The following is a 15,168-nucleotide window of genomic DNA, read 5'->3' as shown; positions in this document are numbered from 1 at the left end:
CACCAGGGAGGCCGCCATGTGGGACTACATCGTCGTGGGCGCCGGCACGGCCGGCTGTGTCGTCGCCAGCCAGCTCACCGCCGATCCCCGCCGCAAGGTCCTGCTGCTTGAAGCCGGCGGCCGGCCTACCCTGCCGGTGAAGATGCCCGCCGGCATGGTGAAGCTCTTCAAGGGCCCGCATGACTGGGCGTTCGAGTCCGAGCCGCAAGCCGCCTGCAGCGGGCAGGTGGTCTTCACGCCGCGTGGCAAGATGCTGGGGGGATCGGCGAACATGAACGCCCAGATCCACCAGTGGTGTCACCCTGCCGACTTCGACGGCTGGGCCGCTGCCGGGGCCGAGGGCTGGAGCTGGACGGACGTCGCCCCCGTCTTCCGCCGGATGGAGCGCTGGACAGGCGCCGGCCCCGACGACCAGCGCCGCGGCGGCCTGGGGCCGATGGAGGTCGCCTCCGTCTCGGACCCCAGCCCCATCTCCCTCGCCTTCGTCGAAGCCGCCCGCCGTGCGGGCCTCGACGGGCCCGAGGACTATAACGCCGGCCCCTACGAGGGCGCCTGGCTCACCCAGCTGGCCCACCGCCGCGGTGAGCGCTTCAGCGTCTACGACGCCTACCTGAAGCCCGCCCTGAAGCGCCCCAACCTGAAGGTGCTGACCGGCGCCCATGTCACCCGGCTGATCCTCGAGAACGGCCGCGCCATCGGGGTCGAGACCATCAGCGACGAAGGCGTCAACGTCCATCGGACCGGCGCCGGCGTCGTCATGTGCGCCGGAGCCTTCGGCACGCCGCAGATCCTGATGCTCTCCGGCATCGGTCCGGCATCGCAGCTCTCAGCGCTCGGACTGCCCGTCGTCGTCGACCGTGCGCAGATCGGCGAGAACCTGCAGGACCACCCGCTCGCCGGCCTCAACTTCGCCGCCCGTCGCCCAATCACCTTGAAAAGCGCCGAGACCCTCAGCCAGCTTTTGCGCTGGCTCGTGTTCCGCAACGGTCTGCTCGCCACGAACGGTGTCGAGGCCATGGCCTTCACCAGCGTGCTGGACCCCGCCGCCCCGGACCTCGAGCTGATGCTGGCGATCGTGGAATGGCGCGACCAGGCGCTCACCCCGCCCAGCACCCACGCCTTCGCTCTGGCCGCCGCCGTGCTCACGCCCAGGTCGCGCGGGCGGGTGTGGCTGAAGTCGCCCTCGCCGCGCGCCGCGCCCGCCATCGACTTCGGCCTGCTCACCGATGCCGAAGCCCACGACGCCAGCGTCCTGCTCGAAGGCGCCCGCCTGATCCGTCGCCTGGTCGCCACCGAGCCGCTGGCGTCGCAGACCACGGGCGAGCTGGAGCCCAGCGTTCATGCGCAGTCGGACGACGACCTGCTCGCCTACCTCAAGACCCAGATCCAGACCGTCTACCACCCCTGCGGCACGTGCCGGATGGGCGGTGACGCGGCGGCCCCGGTCGGCCCCGATCTGAAGCTGCGCGGCGTCGAGAACTGCTGGGTGGCGGACGCCTCGGTCATGCCGGTCATTCCGCGCGGACATCCCAACGCCGTGGTCGCCATGATCGCGCAGCGCGCTGCGGACCGGCTGACCGGTGCGCTCGCCACGGCCTAGACCGGGGTGTCGCCCGCCACCGTCGTCCTGTGCATCACCCGCAGGTGGCCGTCGTAGCCGCCCTCGGCCAGGTGCATGGTGCAGCGGTTGTCCCACATCAGCAGCATGTTGGGCGCCCAGCGGTGGCGGTAGACGAACCCTTCCTGGGTCATGTGCTGGAACAGGAAGCCCAGCACCGCCGCGCTCTCCTTCGGGGTCATCCCCTCGATACCCACCGTGTAGACGGGCGAGACGAACAGCGCCTTCCTCCCCGTCACCGGATGGGTGCGCACCAGCGGGTGCGGGTGGGTCTTGTCGGCCTCCTCCGAGACGATGATCTGCATGGTCCGAGCCTCGGTCTCGCGGGCGAAGACGCCCTTGGTCCCATAGGCCCGCCCCGCCGAGTGGATGGCCGTGAGCGCCGCCAGCATCCGCTTCATGGTCGGCGAGAGCGCCTCGTAGGCCCGCGCGCAGTCGCAGAACAGCGTGTCCCCGCCGACCGGCGGCACGACCTGCGCATGCAGGATGGTCCCGGCCGGCGGCTGCGGCTGGAAGCTCCAGTCGGAATGCCAGCCGGCGCCGAAGTTGGTCGCCTTCTCGTCCGGCTCGCGCCGCAGCTCCAGCACGTTCGGATGCCCCGCCATCGGCTTGATGAACGGGTCGTGCCCGAAGGCGCCGATCTGCAGCGTGAAGGCCTCCAGCTCTTCCAGGCTCAGCGGCTGGTCGGGGAAGCGCACCACCGCGTGCGCGGCCCAGGCGGCCTTCACTTCGGCGAGTTGCTCCTTATCTAGGGGACGCGAGAGGTCGAGGCCGGTGATCTCCGCTCCGAAACCTGACGGCTCCGGATCGACGCGGATGGTGCGCCAGGCGCTCTCCGCTTCCTTCAGCATCTCAGGTCTCCGACGTTGCGTAAGCCCGCGCCGCCTATGAAACACCCGTTTGCGTACGCGGCGGCAAGCTTGTAATCGAACCCTCCCATGACCGCTTTCGACACGACCGAAGACAAGCTCATCTCCCTCGTCCCCGACCGCACCGTGGACGCTCGGGAAACCTTCGGCGTGGATTTCGACATGAAGGCGCCGGCCTTCTCCGAGCGCGACCCGCACGTCCCCGACGTCGACGAGGCCTACAAGTTCGATCCGGAGACCACGCGCGCCATCCTGGCCGGCTTCGCCCACGACCGCCGCGTGATGGTCCAAGGCTACCACGGCACCGGCAAGTCGACCCACATCGAGCAGGTCGCCGCGCGCCTCAACTGGCCGCTGATCCGGGTGAACCTCGACAGCCACGTGTCGCGGATCGACCTCGTGGGCAAGGACGCCATCGTCCTGAAGGACGGCAAGCAGGTCACCGAGTTCCGCGAAGGCATGCTGCCCTGGGCGATCCAGCGGCCGATCGCGCTCGTCTTCGACGAGTACGACGCGGGCCGGCCGGACGTGATGTTCGTGATCCAGCGCGTGCTGGAGGCGCAGGGCAAGCTGACCCTGCTTGACCAGAACCGGGTGATCCGCCCGAACCCCTGGTTCCGCCTGTTCTCGACGACCAACACCATCGGCCTGGGCGACACCACCGGCCTCTATCACGGCACCCAGCAGATCAACCAAGGCCAGATGGACCGCTGGTCCGTCGTCACCACGCTGAACTACCTCAGCCACGACGTGGAGGCCGAGATCGTGCTGGCCAAGGCGCCCGCCTACGCCACCGCCGAGGGCCGCCGCACCATCAACGCCATGGTCCGCGTCGCCGACATGACCCGCAACGCCTTCATGAACGGCGACATCTCCACGGTCATGAGCCCGCGCACGGTCATCACCTGGGCCCAGAACGCCGAGATCTTCGGCGGCGACATCGGCCTGGCCTTCCGGATGACCTTCCTCAACAAGTGCGACGAGCTGGAGCGCGGCACCGTCGCCGAGTTCTACCAGCGCGCCTTCGGCGCCGACCTCCCCGAAAGCACCGCCCGCGTCCGGGTGGCCTAGTCAGCTGAAGCCGTACCGCTTCAGGTACGCATAGCTTCCGATCGCACCGGGCCGCTCCTCGTCCGGCGACACGCAACGCGGCACCGGCCAGGGGCAGCGCACCGTGCGCGGCAGGGCCACGATGTTGGCGTCGCCGAGGTAGGGGTTGTCCACCCGCACCCCCTTGGCCGGCGTGGGCCGTACGAACGGCGCGAAGAACCAGCCCACCTGGTAGTCGGCCGCCAGGAAGGTCTCGATCACTGCGCGCTTTGCCTCGGCGTTCTCCATCGTCACCTCGACGAACCACACCGCCTGCCGCGCCTCGATCAGCGCGCGGCCGCCTTTCAGCACCTCCGGCTCGTAGCCCTCCACGTCCACCTTGATGACGCGCGTGTCCGCAGGCGCGATGTCGTCCAGCCGCACCATCCGGGTGGACCGCGTCGGCAGGTCCGCCATGTGGAAGCCGGTGTGTCCGTAGTTGAAGTCCTGGTCGAGCGGCGGGTCGGGGAAGTCGACCGCGCCCGCCTCCGGTCCCGCGGCCGCGTGCAGGGCCTGCACGTTGCCTAGCCCGTTCGCCGCGGCGTTCCGCTCGAGCAACTCCGCCAAGCCTGCGTGCGCCTCGATGGCGATCACCTTCCAGGCGGGCCGGTGCTTGGCGAACGGCAGGGCGATGGCGCCGATGTTGGCGCCCACGTCGATCAGCGCCCCCGTGGGCTCGCCGGCAAGGGCCAGGAAGAACTCCGGGATCATCGGCGCGAATTCGCCGTAGACGGCCAGCGCCTTGCCGACCACGGCGTCGCGTTGCGGATAGGTGAAGTCGAGCCCGTAGGCCCGTGTGGTCGCGAGCACGCGCGTCAGCTCCGTTGGTGCCGGAGCCACGTCTTAGCTGTTCGGCGGCTCCGGCCGAAGAGGGACCGGCGGGACGTCGCCCACGGGCCCGGGATCCAGCCTGGCGAGATAGGCCGCGCCGGCGTCGGTGATGTCCCAGCCTTGGCGGCTGCGCGTGGCGAAGCCCAGCTCCGTGAGGTGCTGGGCGTCGGCGATGTTGACGAAGGCGGTGACCGTCCCGGTCCGCTTGTCGGCAAGGTTGCGCAGGGCGCGCACCTGCTGGTCGCTGAGGGCGGTCACGGTCGGCCGCTAGCGCCGGCGGTACTGCGGCCGCGCGGGGCCGCCTGCGCCGATGCGGGCGCCTTCGGGCTTGTGCCGGTAGGTGATGCGGCCGCGGTCCATGTCATAGGGGGTCATCTCGACCGTCACGCGGTCGCCCACCATGGAGCGGATGCGGTTCTTCTTCATGCGTCCGGCCGTGTAGGCCAGGATCTCGTGGTCGTTCTCCAGCTTCACGCGGAAACGGCCTTCCGGCAGCAGCTCGGTGATCTCGCCGTCGAATTCGACCAGCTCTTCTTTCGCCAATGGTGGCTCCTCGGTTTCGGGTGGGGTCCGGCGTCAGGCGCCGGGCGCGGTCGCGTATTGCTTGAGTCGCGCGTCTTCGGCGTCGGCCAGTTCGGTCCAGCGCTGCTCGGCGCGGCCATGGTTGGCGCGCACGGTCTCGAGCGACGCAGCCTTCCCCGCCTCGGCGGCGGCGTTGGCCTTGGCGCGGTAGTCAGCCGCCTTGTGCTGGCGGCGTTCGGTCGCGTTCATCGGCTTGGCCTCCTTGTCGGGGTGCAGCTCGCAACTGCAGGATTCGTCCAGCTCGGGCCCCTCAGGGCGCGGACGAAAACGCCACGACGGCGCCGGTCCCGCGGTCCAAGACCGTCCGACCGTCGCCGCCGCGGCGCGTGTCGTAGAGGAGACGGCATGCCGTCTCCCTTGCCGAGGAGCCGCTCGCGCGGCCCCTCAGGCTGCAGGCTTACGCCGATTGCAGCTGGCCGGCCGACATCTTGCCCGAGCGCTGGTCGCGCTCCAGCACGAAGCTCAGCTTCTGGCCTTCGTTCAGCGAGCCGAGGCCCGCACGCTCGACGGCGCTGATGTGCACGAACACGTCGTTGCCGCCGTCATCCGGTTGGATGAAGCCGAAGCCTTTTTGGCCGTTGAACCATTTCACGGTGCCGGTGGTCATTTTTCGTCCCTTTCGGACATAGGTTTTCCAAACCCAGATGGGCTTGGGATCAAATTGTCGGAGAAGGGTCGAGTAAAAATCCGGAGCCGAAATACTGGTTTCGGAAAGGACGTAAGACGAGCCAGATCGATATTTGATAGTTCCAAGATGGGCTTCCGGAGACAAATCCGCAAGCTCCAATCCAAAAAACTGCTCCACCACACGGTTCTGTGTTAGGAGAATCCCCATGAAAGATGCACCGCCCGAGCGCCCCGAAAAGCCGAAGGTTTCCTTCGACCGGAGCGGCCGGCCCGCTGTCGCCGAGGTCTTCCGCAGGAAGATCGAAGCCCAGCTCGCCGAGGGCGCCAAGCCCGACGACCTGACCCTGCGCCTCACCAACGGCGACGCCCACCGGCTCAAGCGCGACCCCGCGGTCCCCATGAAGGACATCGCCTTCAAGGACGGCGTCATGCGCTTCCTGGGCGTGAAGGTGGTCGAAGGCGGCGTCGACGTCAGCACCCTCGATCTCGACGAGGGCTAGCGCCCCCCCCGCGCCGCAGGCGCCGTTGTCTTCCGCCACCGACGAACGGGCAGGCGCCTGCGCTGCCCGAGCCCGCCCGGCCGCCTCAGCCGCCGATCCGCAGACGCACGCCGCCGTTGACGATGAACCCCTCGGTCGGCGCCCAGGCGTCCACCGTCCAGCGGCCGTCCCGGGCGCGCTGCGGCAACAGCAGCGGGTCGTAGCGCGTCTGGCGCACGTTCAGCAGGTTCTCCAGGTTCAGGAACAGGCTGACCCGGCCGAAGTGCAGCTCCCCCAGCGCACCCAACTCCCAGTACGGGCGCGACCTGGACCGATACGGATTGTCCTCCAGCGCCTGCGGCCCGGTGTAGTAGGCCTCGACCCCAAGCCGGCCGCGCCCGTGCTTTTCCCACATCGCCACCAGCCCGCCCGAGTGCCTGGGGGTCAGCGGCACGGTGCGCCGCCCCGCGACGGCCGGATCGGGCTCGGTGGACTCCACATAGACGTAGCTGCCGGTCACCGTGAGCGCGGCCCACCGGAAACGCAGCAGGGCCTCCGCGCCGCGGGTCCGCGTCGGCCCCGGCGCATTGGCCAGCCTCACCCGCTCCGGCCCCGCCGGCTCCAGCCGCACGGCGTTGCGGATGTTCGACGCGAACAGGGTCAGGTTCGCCTCCAGCGGCCCGCGGGCATAGCCCCCCTCCAGCGACGCGCTGTCCGCCACCTCGGCCTTCAGCCCGCTCAGCGGCTCGAGCCGCGACAGGCCGACGGCCTCGATCTCCTCAACGAACGGAGTCGGCGCATAGAACCCCCGCCCCAGCGAGCCCCGCAGCGTCCAGGGCCCCGGCCGGTACAGCGCCGAAAGCCGGGGGCTGAAGTGCGACCCGTACTCGCTGTGCACGTCGACCCGCGCGCTCGCCGCCAGGGTCAGGTCGTCCCGCAGCTCGTGCTCCGCCTGCACGAACAGCGCCGGCGTGGTGTGGGTGTAGTCGAACGCCGGGAAGGTCTTCGACCGGTAGGCGTCGCGCTGGATCGCCAGCCCGCCCAGCCAGGAGGTCGCCCCGGCCTCGCCCGACAGGGACGCCTCGGCGAACAGGGTGTCGTGCCGGTCCCGCTCCGCCACGTCGCCGAAGAGGTGATCGTGGTCCTGCCGCATGCCCGAGGCCCGCAGGTGAACGGCGCCGGGCCCCTCGACCGGCAGCTCGGCTGCCGCGCCGGCGTCGAGCCTGCGGCTCTCCTGCGCCTGCGGAAACGGCCGGCCGTCCGGCCCCGTGCGATCCGGCAGCGTCCCGCCGCGGCGGTCCTCGCCCATGGCGCCCAGGGTGAGGAAGGCGCGCGCCCCGCCCTCCCCTTCCCAGAAGAGCCGCGGCCGGACCGTCCAGCGCTCGTGGCTCGGCATGTCGGCCCAGCCGTCGCCGTCCAGGTCCTGCAGCGTCTGCCGGTGCAGCCCGCCCACGATGGAATGGCTCCAGCCAGCGGCGATCGGCGCCGAGCCGTAGGCGGTGAGGTCCTGCCCGTCGCGGCTGGTCAGGTTCAGCAGGAGCTCGCCCAGCGGCGCCTCGCTGGGGCGCCGCGACACCAGGTTGATGACGCCACCCAGCGCCGAGGGCCCATAGAGGGCCGAGGCGGCGCCCTTGATCACCTCCACCTGTCCGAGGTCGGTCGGCGGGATCTGCAGGAGGCCGATGGACGAGGCCTGGCCGCCATAGAGCGGAAGCCCGTCGGAGAGCAGCTGGGTGTAGCGGCCGCGCATCCCCTGCACGCGGATGTTCGAGGCCCCGAGCGAGGGCGAGGTCACCTGCATCCGCAGGCCGCCGGTCTCGCTGAGCAGCATGGCGACGCTGCCAGGCCGCATCATGATCTTCTCCTCGATCTCCTCGCGGACGATCACCTCCACGCGGATCGGCTCGTCCTGCACGCGGCGCCCCGATCGCGTCGCCTGCACGACGATCTCCTCGACCTCCTCCCCCTCGTGCTCCTCGTGCTCCTGCGCCTCCACGGCGGAAGCGGCGAGCGAGGCGCCCAGCATGGCCGCCAGCGCCGGCAGCAGGCGGGAAAGCAGGGGGGTGCGCATCGGCACGATCTCACACAAACGGGCGCGCTTCCTTGCCCCACCTCGGCCTCCGCGTCACTGTCCCGGCGGCCATCGCGGGCTTGCCGCGCACGGCCCTCCCACGCACTCTGCCGCCTTATGCGGGTCGGGGCCGAGGCGTGACAGCTTCCCACATCCATCACCGGCGCGCCGTCCTGGGCGGCGGCGCAGCGCTCGGCCTCGCCGCGCTCGGCGGCTGCGCGACCACCGCGCCCGCGCCCGCCCCGACGCCCAGCGCGCCAACCTTCCGCTCCCGGCCGCAGCTCGGCCGGCTGGACGCGCGGCCCGACCGCATCATGGACATCACCGTCTGCCTGCGGCCCTTCCGGCCGGCCGGCCCGCGGCTCGACGCCGAGACGGTGGGCGACAAGCTGGTGGCGCACAACTACGGCCACGGCGGCTCCGGCTGGTCGCTGGCCTGGGGCTCCGCCGAGATCGCCGTGCGCCAGGCGCTCGGCCCCGGATACCGGGAGATCGCGGTCATCGGCTGCGGCGCGCTCGGCCTCACCGCCGCCGTCACCGCCCAGCGCGCCGGCGCCCGCGTCACCATCTACGCGAAGGAGGTCATGCCCGACGTCCGCTCGGCGCGGGCCACCGGGGTCTGGTCGCCGGACAGCCGCATCGCCCTGGCCGCGGCCATCGCGCCGGGCTTTCCCGCGCAGTGGGAGGCGATGACCCGGCGCTCCTACCAGACCTGGCTGGGCTACCTCGGCCTTCCCGGCGAGCCGGTCGGCTTCATCGACCGCTACATGCTCTGGGACGACGACGTCGTCGGCCGCCGCGATCCCATCGGCTTCGCGCATCTCGACCGCCGCCTGGCGGGCCTGGCGCCCGCGACCGTCGCGGTACCCGCCGGCGAGCACCCCTTCCGCCAGCGCAGCGTCCGCCGCGTCGCGCTGCCGCTGTTCAACATCCACGCGCTCGGCCGCCTGCTGCTGGGCGAGTTCCTGCAGGCCGGCGGCCGACTGGAAATGGCCGAGTTCCACACCCCCGCCGACCTCGCGCGCCTGAAGGAGAAGGCGGTCGTCAACTGCACCGGCTACGGCGCGCGCACGCTCTGGAAGGACGAGACCCTGGTCCCGGTCCGCGGCCAGATCGCCTGGCTCACCCCGCAGCCGGAGGTGACCTACGGCGTCAACTACCAGGGCGTGACCATGCTCTCGCGGCGCGACGGCGTGGTCATCCAGCAGACCGGCCCCGACGACGGCTGGGGCTGGAACGACGCCAACGAGACGCCTGACCGCGCCGAGGCCGAAGCCGCAGTGGCCACCATCGCCAGCGTCTACGGCTAGTGGCCGGCGCGACACCGAACCTCCTGCCCATCCTGGCGGTGGTGGCGGCGACCGCCTCGTTCCAGGTCGGCGCGGCGCTCGCCAAGGGCCTCTACCCGACCATGGGACCGGAAGGCGCGGCCGCCGTCCGCCTGGTGCTGGGCGCCGCGGTCCTGCTCGCCTTCGCCAGGCCCTGGCGGCGGTGGCCCACAGGGGCCCGTGTCGCCCCGCTGATCGGCCTCGGCGTCGCGGCCGGCGGCGCCGTGCTCTTCTTCTACCTGGCAATCGACCGGCTGCCGCTGGCCATCGCCATCTCGCTGCAGTTCCTGGGCCCGCTCGCCGTGGCGGTCCTCGGCTCCCGCAAGCCCAGCGACCTGCTTTGGGCCGCGCTCGCCGCCGGCGGCGTCTGGTCGCTGGTGGGCGCGGGCGCGGGCGGCGTCCAGGCCTTCGACCTGCTGGGCATCGGCTTCGCGCTCGCCGCCGCCGCCTCCTGGGCCGCCTACATCCTGGTGGGCCGAGTCGCCAGCGCCGCCTTCGGCGCCACGACCGCAGCGCTCGCCACCAGCGTCTCGGCGATCCTCGTCCTCCCCGTCGGCGTCGCGACGGCAGGCTCCGCCCTGCTCACCCCCGCCCTCCTGCCGCTGGCCCTCGTCGTGGCGGTGATCTCGGTGGCCGTGCCGTTCTCGCTGGAAGCCTTCGCCCTCCCGCGGCTCCCCGCCCGCACCTTCGCGGTCCTCACCAGCCTGGAGCCCGCCTGGGGCGTGCTCTCCGGCCTGATCCTGCTCGGCGAGCGCCTGGCGCTCCTTCAGGTGGCCGGGGTCGCCATGGTCATGTCCGCAGCCGCCGGCGCCGCGTGGTCCTCCAGCGCCCGCAAGCCGGCCGCTGTCCCGGAGGCGCCGCCGGCGTGAGCGACCCTAGCCGCCCGGGCGCTTGCCGGCCTCGAGGATGGGAAGCCCTGCCTCCGTCGGGACATAGATGACGTCGCGCCCCTTCCCGTCGCGGCCGGTCTCGTTGAGCATCTCGATGTAGCGCCAGCGCAGATAGCCCTCGGGCCCACCGAGGCTCTCCGCGATGATCCTGTTCGCCTGCGCGACGCCCTGTGCCGCGGCGATCTCGGCCTGCGCATTGAGCTTTGCCGAGTCCATGCGCGCCTGCGCCTCGAACACCCGGATCTTCCGGTTCTGCTCGGCCCGCGCGAGCTCGGCCTTCCCGCGCATCTGCGCCTGATAGACGTTGTATGTGGGCCAGGCCCAGAGCGCTGCCACGATGATCGCGACCGCACCGATCACCAGGGCCAGCCCAAATCCAAAGCCAAACCGCATCTGCCTTCCCCTTGAAGATTTGGCGCAGGCTAAGCGAGCGGATCCTGCGTGGTCGAGCCCCTGTTGCGCCGGTGAAATGGCTGGACGCTCTGCTGCCGCCGCGTAAGCTGACGCCATTCAACCAACAGGGTTTTTCGGGGAGGACTTTCCATGTCCAAGATGCTGGGCGCGCTGGCGCTGGGCGCAGGGCTGGCCATGGCCGCATTTTCGGCCCAGGCCCAGTCTCCGCTGACGCAGAAGAACGACTACGCCAACAAGGCCAACTGGCTCTGCTTCCCCGGCAAGGCCGGCGACGCCTGCGCGGTCGACATGACCGCGACGCTGGTCAACGCCGACGGCTCCATGCGCACCGAGACCTTCAAGGCCGACCCCAAGGCGCCGATCGACTGCTTCTACGTCTATCCGACGGTCTCCACCGATCCGGGCGCGGTCTCGGACATGACCGCCAACGCCGAGGAGCTGAACGTGGTGCGCCAGCAGCTGGCGCGCTTCGGCTCCAAGTGCCGGATCTACGCCCCGCTCTACCGCCAGTTCACGCTCACCGCCCTGCGCGGGATGATCTCGGGGACCCCGGTGCCGGGCGCCGCGGACCCCGCCGTGCGCCAGGTCGGCTACAACGACGTCGTCGACGCCTGGAACTACTACCTGAAGAACGAGAACAAGGGCCGCGGCGTGGTCCTGATCGGCCACTCCCAGGGCTCGGGGCTGCTCACCCGCATGATCCCCGCCGAGATCGAGGGCAAGCCGGTCCAGAAGCAGCTCGTCTCGGCCCTGATCCTCGGCTCCAACCTGGGCGTCGAGAAGGGCAAGGACACCGGCGTCTTCAAGACCATCCCGCTCTGCAGGTCGGCGACCCAGACCGGCTGCGCCATCTCCTACGTGACCTTCCGCGACACCGTCCCGCCGCCGTCCAACAGCCGCTTCGGCAAGGTGCAGAACGCGGGCATGGAAGCCGCCTGCACCAACCCCGCCGCGCTGGCGGGCGGCCAGGGCGAGCTGAAGGCCTACCTCTCCAACGCGGCCAACATCGCAAGCTCGTCCACGCCCGCGCCTGCGTGGGTGAAGGACAAGCCCGCGCCGAAGACGCCCTTCGTGGCCCTGCCCGGCCTGATCACCGGCCGCTGCGTGCACAAGGACGGCTTCAGCTACCTGGAGGCCAAGGTGAACGCCAACCCGGCGGACCCGCGCGCCGACGACATCAACGGTGACGTGGTCACCAACGGGGTGGTCGCCAAGGACTGGGGCCTGCACCTCATCGACGCCAACATCGCCATGGGCAACCTGGTCGACATCGTCGGCCAGCAGTCCAAGGCCTACCTGGCGAAGGCCAGGTAGCGTCCTTCCCGCCTCGTCATCCTCGGCCCGCGCCGGGGATGACGATCTGGGGCGCATTCCTTGTTTCCGAGCCCGCCCGCCCTGATCTAATGACCTCCTGACCATGGCGAAGAACCCGGAAAGCCCCCTCGAGCCCTTCAAGCGCGCGCTGGCGCACGCGGCCCGCTCGCTGGCCGAGAAGGCCGACCTGGAGATCGTCTATTCCGGCGAGGGACCGCAGCTCTCCGGCAACCGCGCCGTGCTGCCCCACCCGCCGCGCGACCTGACGCCCACCGACGCGGCCCGCATCCGCGGCTTCGCCGACCAGATGGCGCTGCGCATCGCCCACCACGACGCGGCCGCCCACGCCAAGGCCCGCCCGGCCTCCCCGCTGGGGGCGCCGATCTACGACGGCATCGAGCAGGCGCGCATCGAGGCCATCGGCGCCAACGCCCTGGGCGGCGTCCGCGAGAACCTCAAGGCGGTGATGGAGCAGGCCTGGGCGAAGCGATCGTTCAACCAGGTCGAGGCCATGGCCAACCCGCCGCTGGCCGAGGTGGTCTCGCTGATGGTCCGTGAGCGGCTGACCGGCGAGAAGCCGCCGCCCATGGCTCAGCCGCTGGTCAACCTGTTCAGGGACGAGATCGAAGCCAAGGCCGGGCGTGATCTCGACCGGCTGGTCGAGAGCATCCAGGACCAGAAGGCCTACGCCCGCATCGCTCGCGCCGTGCTGCGCGACCTGAACATGGGCGACGACCTCTCCGACTCCCCGGACCAGACCGAGCAGGACGAGCAGGACGGCGACGACGGCGAGCCCGAGACCTCCGACGACCAGGACGAAGGCGACGGCGAGGGCCAGTCCCCGCAACAGACCGCCATGGACGAGAACGAGGCGACCCACCGCGAGAGCGAGGACGCCGACAGCCAGCTCATGCAGGCGGAGGAAGACCCCGACGCCCAGGACACCGACGAGCCGCCGGACATGGGCGAGGGCGAGCAGCCCGCCCGTCCCGACCTCAAGGGCGAGGGCAAGGTCGTCACCTACCGGGTCTTCACCACCGGCCACGACGAGGTCGTGTCGGCCGAGGAGCTCTGCGACGCCGAGGAGCTGACGCGCCTGCGCGCCTACCTCGACCAGCAGTTGGCCAGCCTCTCCAGCGTGGTTGCGCGCCTGGCCAACCGCCTGCAACGCAAGCTGCTCGCCCAGCAGAACCGCTCGTGGAGCTTCGACCTCGAGGAGGGCATCCTCGACGTCGCCCGGCTCACCCGGGTGATCACCGACCCCACCTCGCCGCTGTCCTTCAAGGAGGAGGAGGACACCGAGTTCCGCGACACGGTCGTCACCATCCTGATCGACAACTCGGGCTCCATGCGCGGCCGTCCGATCATGGTGGCCGCGGTCTGCGCCGACATCCTGGCCCGCACCCTGGAGCGCTGCGGCGTCAAGACCGAGATCCTCGGCTTCACCACGCGCGCCTGGAAGGGCGGCGCGTCCCGCGAGGACTGGCTGAAAGCCGGCAAGCCCGCCCAGCCCGGCCGCCTGAACGACCTGCGCCACATCATCTACAAGGCCGCCGACGCGCCCTGGCGCCGGGCGCGCCGCAACCTCGGCCTGATGATGCGCGAGGGCCTGCTCAAGGAGAACATCGACGGCGAGGCCCTGATGTGGGCGCATCAGCGGCTGATCGGCCGGCCCGAGGCGCGGCGGATCATGCTGGTGATCTCCGACGGCGCGCCCGTCGACGACTCGACGCTGTCGGTGAACTCCGGCCACTACCTGGAGCGCCACCTGCGCGAGGTGATCGCCGAGATCGAGGCCCGCAGCCCCGTCCAGCTGATCGCTATCGGCATCGGCCACGACGTGACCCGCTACTACCGCCGCGCCGTCACCATCGTCGACGTGGAGCAGCTGGCCGGCGCCATGGTCGAGCAGCTTGCCGAGCTCTTCGAGGAGGACCCGCGCCGCCTCACCCGCAAGTCCGCCGGCCTCCTGCAGCCGCCGCCCAACACCCACGGCCCGACCGGCGGCGCGCGCAAGTCCACCTTCAAGGAAGTCCGCAGGGCGGTCGCCTGATGCGCCCCTGGGCGGCGCTCGCCGGCGCGCTGCTGCTCGCCGCCTGCCTGCCGGAGCCCGCCCCGCGCCTGCCCGCCGCGCCGGTGCCCATGGGCGCGGCCATCATCGTCGACGCCCAGCCCGTGCCGATGGACGCCTCTGCGCCCCAGCGCGTCGAGGTGGGGAATTTCAGATACGCCGGCGGCCTGGTGCTCACCTCGCAGCAGACCAGCCGCCTGCACGGCTTCTCCGACCTGAAGGTCTCGCCGGACGGCCGGCTTCTGGCCATCGGCGACCAGTCCGACCTCCTGGAGGCCCGCATCGTCCTGGACGACCAGGGCCGCCTCGCCGGCCTCGCCGACGCTCGCCTCACCGCCCTGAAGGAGGTCACCGGCGTCGACCTCTACGCCGGCGGCCAGGAGGAGTACGACAGCGAAGGCATCGTGCGCCTGCCCAGCGGCGACACCGTCGTCAGCTTCGAGCAGCACGACCGCGTCCTCGCCTACCGCGACGTGGCCGGCGTACCCCGCGCCGCGCCCATGCCGGCCGCCCGCTACACCCACAACAAGGGCATGGAGGCGCTGGCCGCCGCGCCAGAGGCCGGGCCGGACGCCTACCGCGTCGGCCTGGAAGCCTCCGGAGAGCTCTTCCTTTGCCGGCTCTCGGCGGACTGCCGGCCCGACGGCCGCGTCGACCTCGAAGGTTCAGAGCTGGTGGCCATGGACCGGCTGCCGGGCGGCCGCCGCGCCTATCTGTTTCGCTCGTTCTCGGCGCTGCGGGGCAACGTCATCGTGCTGCGTATCGTCGACGCCTCCGGTGCGACCGTCGACCGCCTGCAGATCGCCCGGCCCATGACCGTGGACAACCTGGAGGGCGTGGCGGCCGTGCCCCGCGGCCGTGGCGTCCGCTTCTACCTGATCGCCGACGATAACTTCGGGACCTACGACGGCAAGCCCACGGACCAGAAGACGCTGCTGCTCGCCTTCGACTGGCAGCCCAAATGAAAAGGGCCGCCCTTTCGGGC

Annotated in this window: 15 protein-coding genes and 1 pseudogene; 8 read left to right on the top strand and 8 right to left on the bottom strand. The window is 71.0% G+C overall.

Annotation, left to right across the window (positions count from 1 at the left end; genetic code table 11):
- Positions 1 to 16: 16 nt before the first annotated feature.
- Positions 17 to 1,600, top strand: coding sequence for a GMC family oxidoreductase (locus tag VIL76_RS06445; RefSeq protein WP_332044174.1), 1,584 nt, complete (start codon positions 17 to 19; stop codon positions 1,598 to 1,600).
- Here VIL76_RS06445 and VIL76_RS06440 read toward each other — a convergent pair.
- Positions 1,597 to 2,469 carry a TauD/TfdA family dioxygenase gene (locus VIL76_RS06440; protein WP_332044173.1) on the bottom strand — a complete coding sequence of 291 codons (873 nt, stop codon included), beginning with the start codon at positions 2,467 to 2,469 and terminating at the stop codon, positions 1,597 to 1,599. The two genes, VIL76_RS06445 and VIL76_RS06440, sit on opposite strands and share 4 nt — an antisense overlap.
- Before the next feature lie 87 nt (positions 2,470 to 2,556).
- Here VIL76_RS06440 and cobS point away from each other — a divergent pair, with 87 nt between their 5' ends.
- Positions 2,557 to 3,558, top strand: a complete 1,002-nt coding sequence (gene cobS / locus VIL76_RS06435) for a cobaltochelatase subunit CobS (protein ID WP_332044172.1) — start codon at positions 2,557 to 2,559, stop codon at positions 3,556 to 3,558.
- On the opposite strand, the gene VIL76_RS06430 is transcribed toward cobS, so the two are convergent.
- The 5 genes and pseudogenes from VIL76_RS06430 to VIL76_RS06410 all read right to left on the bottom strand — a co-directional run bounded on the left by VIL76_RS06430 (position 3,559) and on the right by VIL76_RS06410 (position 5,596).
- Positions 3,559 to 4,386, bottom strand: coding sequence for an FkbM family methyltransferase (locus VIL76_RS06430; RefSeq protein ID WP_332044171.1), 828 nt, complete (start codon positions 4,384 to 4,386; stop codon positions 3,559 to 3,561).
- Positions 4,387 to 4,419: 33 nt separating this feature from the next.
- Complete coding sequence (locus tag VIL76_RS06425) at positions 4,420 to 4,665, bottom strand: hypothetical protein (protein ID WP_332044170.1); 246 nt, start codon at positions 4,663 to 4,665, stop codon at positions 4,420 to 4,422.
- Between the two features lie 69 nt (positions 4,666 to 4,734).
- Positions 4,735 to 4,950 (bottom strand): annotated as a pseudogene (gene infA / locus VIL76_RS06420) (translation initiation factor IF-1); the annotation flags it as partial.
- A gap of 33 nt (positions 4,951 to 4,983) precedes the next feature.
- Positions 4,984 to 5,178, bottom strand: a complete 195-nt coding sequence (locus VIL76_RS06415) for a hypothetical protein (protein WP_332044168.1) — start codon at positions 5,176 to 5,178, stop codon at positions 4,984 to 4,986.
- 208 nt (positions 5,179 to 5,386) lie between these two features.
- Positions 5,387 to 5,596: a cold-shock protein gene (locus VIL76_RS06410; RefSeq protein WP_332044167.1), complete on the bottom strand. Its 210-nt coding sequence runs from the start codon at positions 5,594 to 5,596 to the stop codon at positions 5,387 to 5,389.
- Between the two features lie 226 nt (positions 5,597 to 5,822).
- Between VIL76_RS06410 and VIL76_RS06405 the strand changes: the two genes are divergently transcribed.
- On the top strand, positions 5,823 to 6,116 hold the full coding sequence (locus VIL76_RS06405; protein ID WP_332044166.1) for a hypothetical protein: 294 nt from the start codon (positions 5,823 to 5,825) through the stop codon (positions 6,114 to 6,116).
- 85 nt (positions 6,117 to 6,201) lie between these two features.
- Here the strand turns inward: VIL76_RS06405 and VIL76_RS06400 are convergent, their stop codons facing one another.
- Complete coding sequence (locus tag VIL76_RS06400; protein ID WP_332044165.1) at positions 6,202 to 8,166, bottom strand: TonB-dependent receptor plug domain-containing protein; 1,965 nt, start codon at positions 8,164 to 8,166, stop codon at positions 6,202 to 6,204.
- Positions 8,167 to 8,303: 137 nt separating this feature from the next.
- Here VIL76_RS06400 and VIL76_RS06395 point away from each other — a divergent pair, with 137 nt between their 5' ends.
- Together VIL76_RS06395 and VIL76_RS06390 are read left to right on the top strand one after the other, a co-directional pair.
- A complete protein-coding gene (locus VIL76_RS06395) occupies positions 8,304 to 9,476 on the top strand; it encodes an FAD-dependent oxidoreductase (RefSeq protein ID WP_332044164.1) in 1,173 nt (390 codons plus the stop codon).
- Positions 9,476 to 10,363 carry an EamA family transporter gene (locus tag VIL76_RS06390; RefSeq protein WP_332044163.1) on the top strand — a complete coding sequence of 296 codons (888 nt, stop codon included), beginning with the start codon at positions 9,476 to 9,478 and terminating at the stop codon, positions 10,361 to 10,363. Before VIL76_RS06395 ends, VIL76_RS06390 begins: the two co-directional genes overlap by 1 nt.
- 6 nt (positions 10,364 to 10,369) lie before the next feature.
- Here the strand turns inward: VIL76_RS06390 and VIL76_RS06385 are convergent, their stop codons facing one another.
- Entirely contained in the window at positions 10,370 to 10,777 is a 408-nt protein-coding gene (locus VIL76_RS06385; RefSeq protein WP_332044162.1) for a hypothetical protein, read from the bottom strand.
- Between the two features lie 150 nt (positions 10,778 to 10,927).
- Here VIL76_RS06385 and VIL76_RS06380 point away from each other — a divergent pair, with 150 nt between their 5' ends.
- From VIL76_RS06380 to VIL76_RS06370, 3 genes are all read left to right on the top strand, one after another.
- Positions 10,928 to 12,112: a DUF3089 domain-containing protein gene (locus VIL76_RS06380; protein WP_332044161.1), complete on the top strand. Its 1,185-nt coding sequence runs from the start codon at positions 10,928 to 10,930 to the stop codon at positions 12,110 to 12,112.
- A gap of 103 nt (positions 12,113 to 12,215) precedes the next feature.
- On the top strand, positions 12,216 to 14,165 hold the full coding sequence (gene cobT, locus VIL76_RS06375) for a cobaltochelatase subunit CobT (RefSeq protein ID WP_332044160.1): 1,950 nt from the start codon (positions 12,216 to 12,218) through the stop codon (positions 14,163 to 14,165).
- Positions 14,165 to 15,148 carry an esterase-like activity of phytase family protein gene (locus tag VIL76_RS06370; RefSeq protein WP_332044159.1) on the top strand — a complete coding sequence of 328 codons (984 nt, stop codon included), beginning with the start codon at positions 14,165 to 14,167 and terminating at the stop codon, positions 15,146 to 15,148. The genes cobT and VIL76_RS06370 overlap by 1 nt, the downstream gene beginning before the upstream one ends.
- Positions 15,149 to 15,168: the final 20 nt, after the last annotated feature.

This window comes from Phenylobacterium sp. (assembly GCF_036563285.1).
Taxonomy (GTDB): domain Bacteria; phylum Pseudomonadota; class Alphaproteobacteria; order Caulobacterales; family Caulobacteraceae; genus Phenylobacterium.
This window is presented reverse-complemented; position numbering and strand designations above follow the sequence as displayed.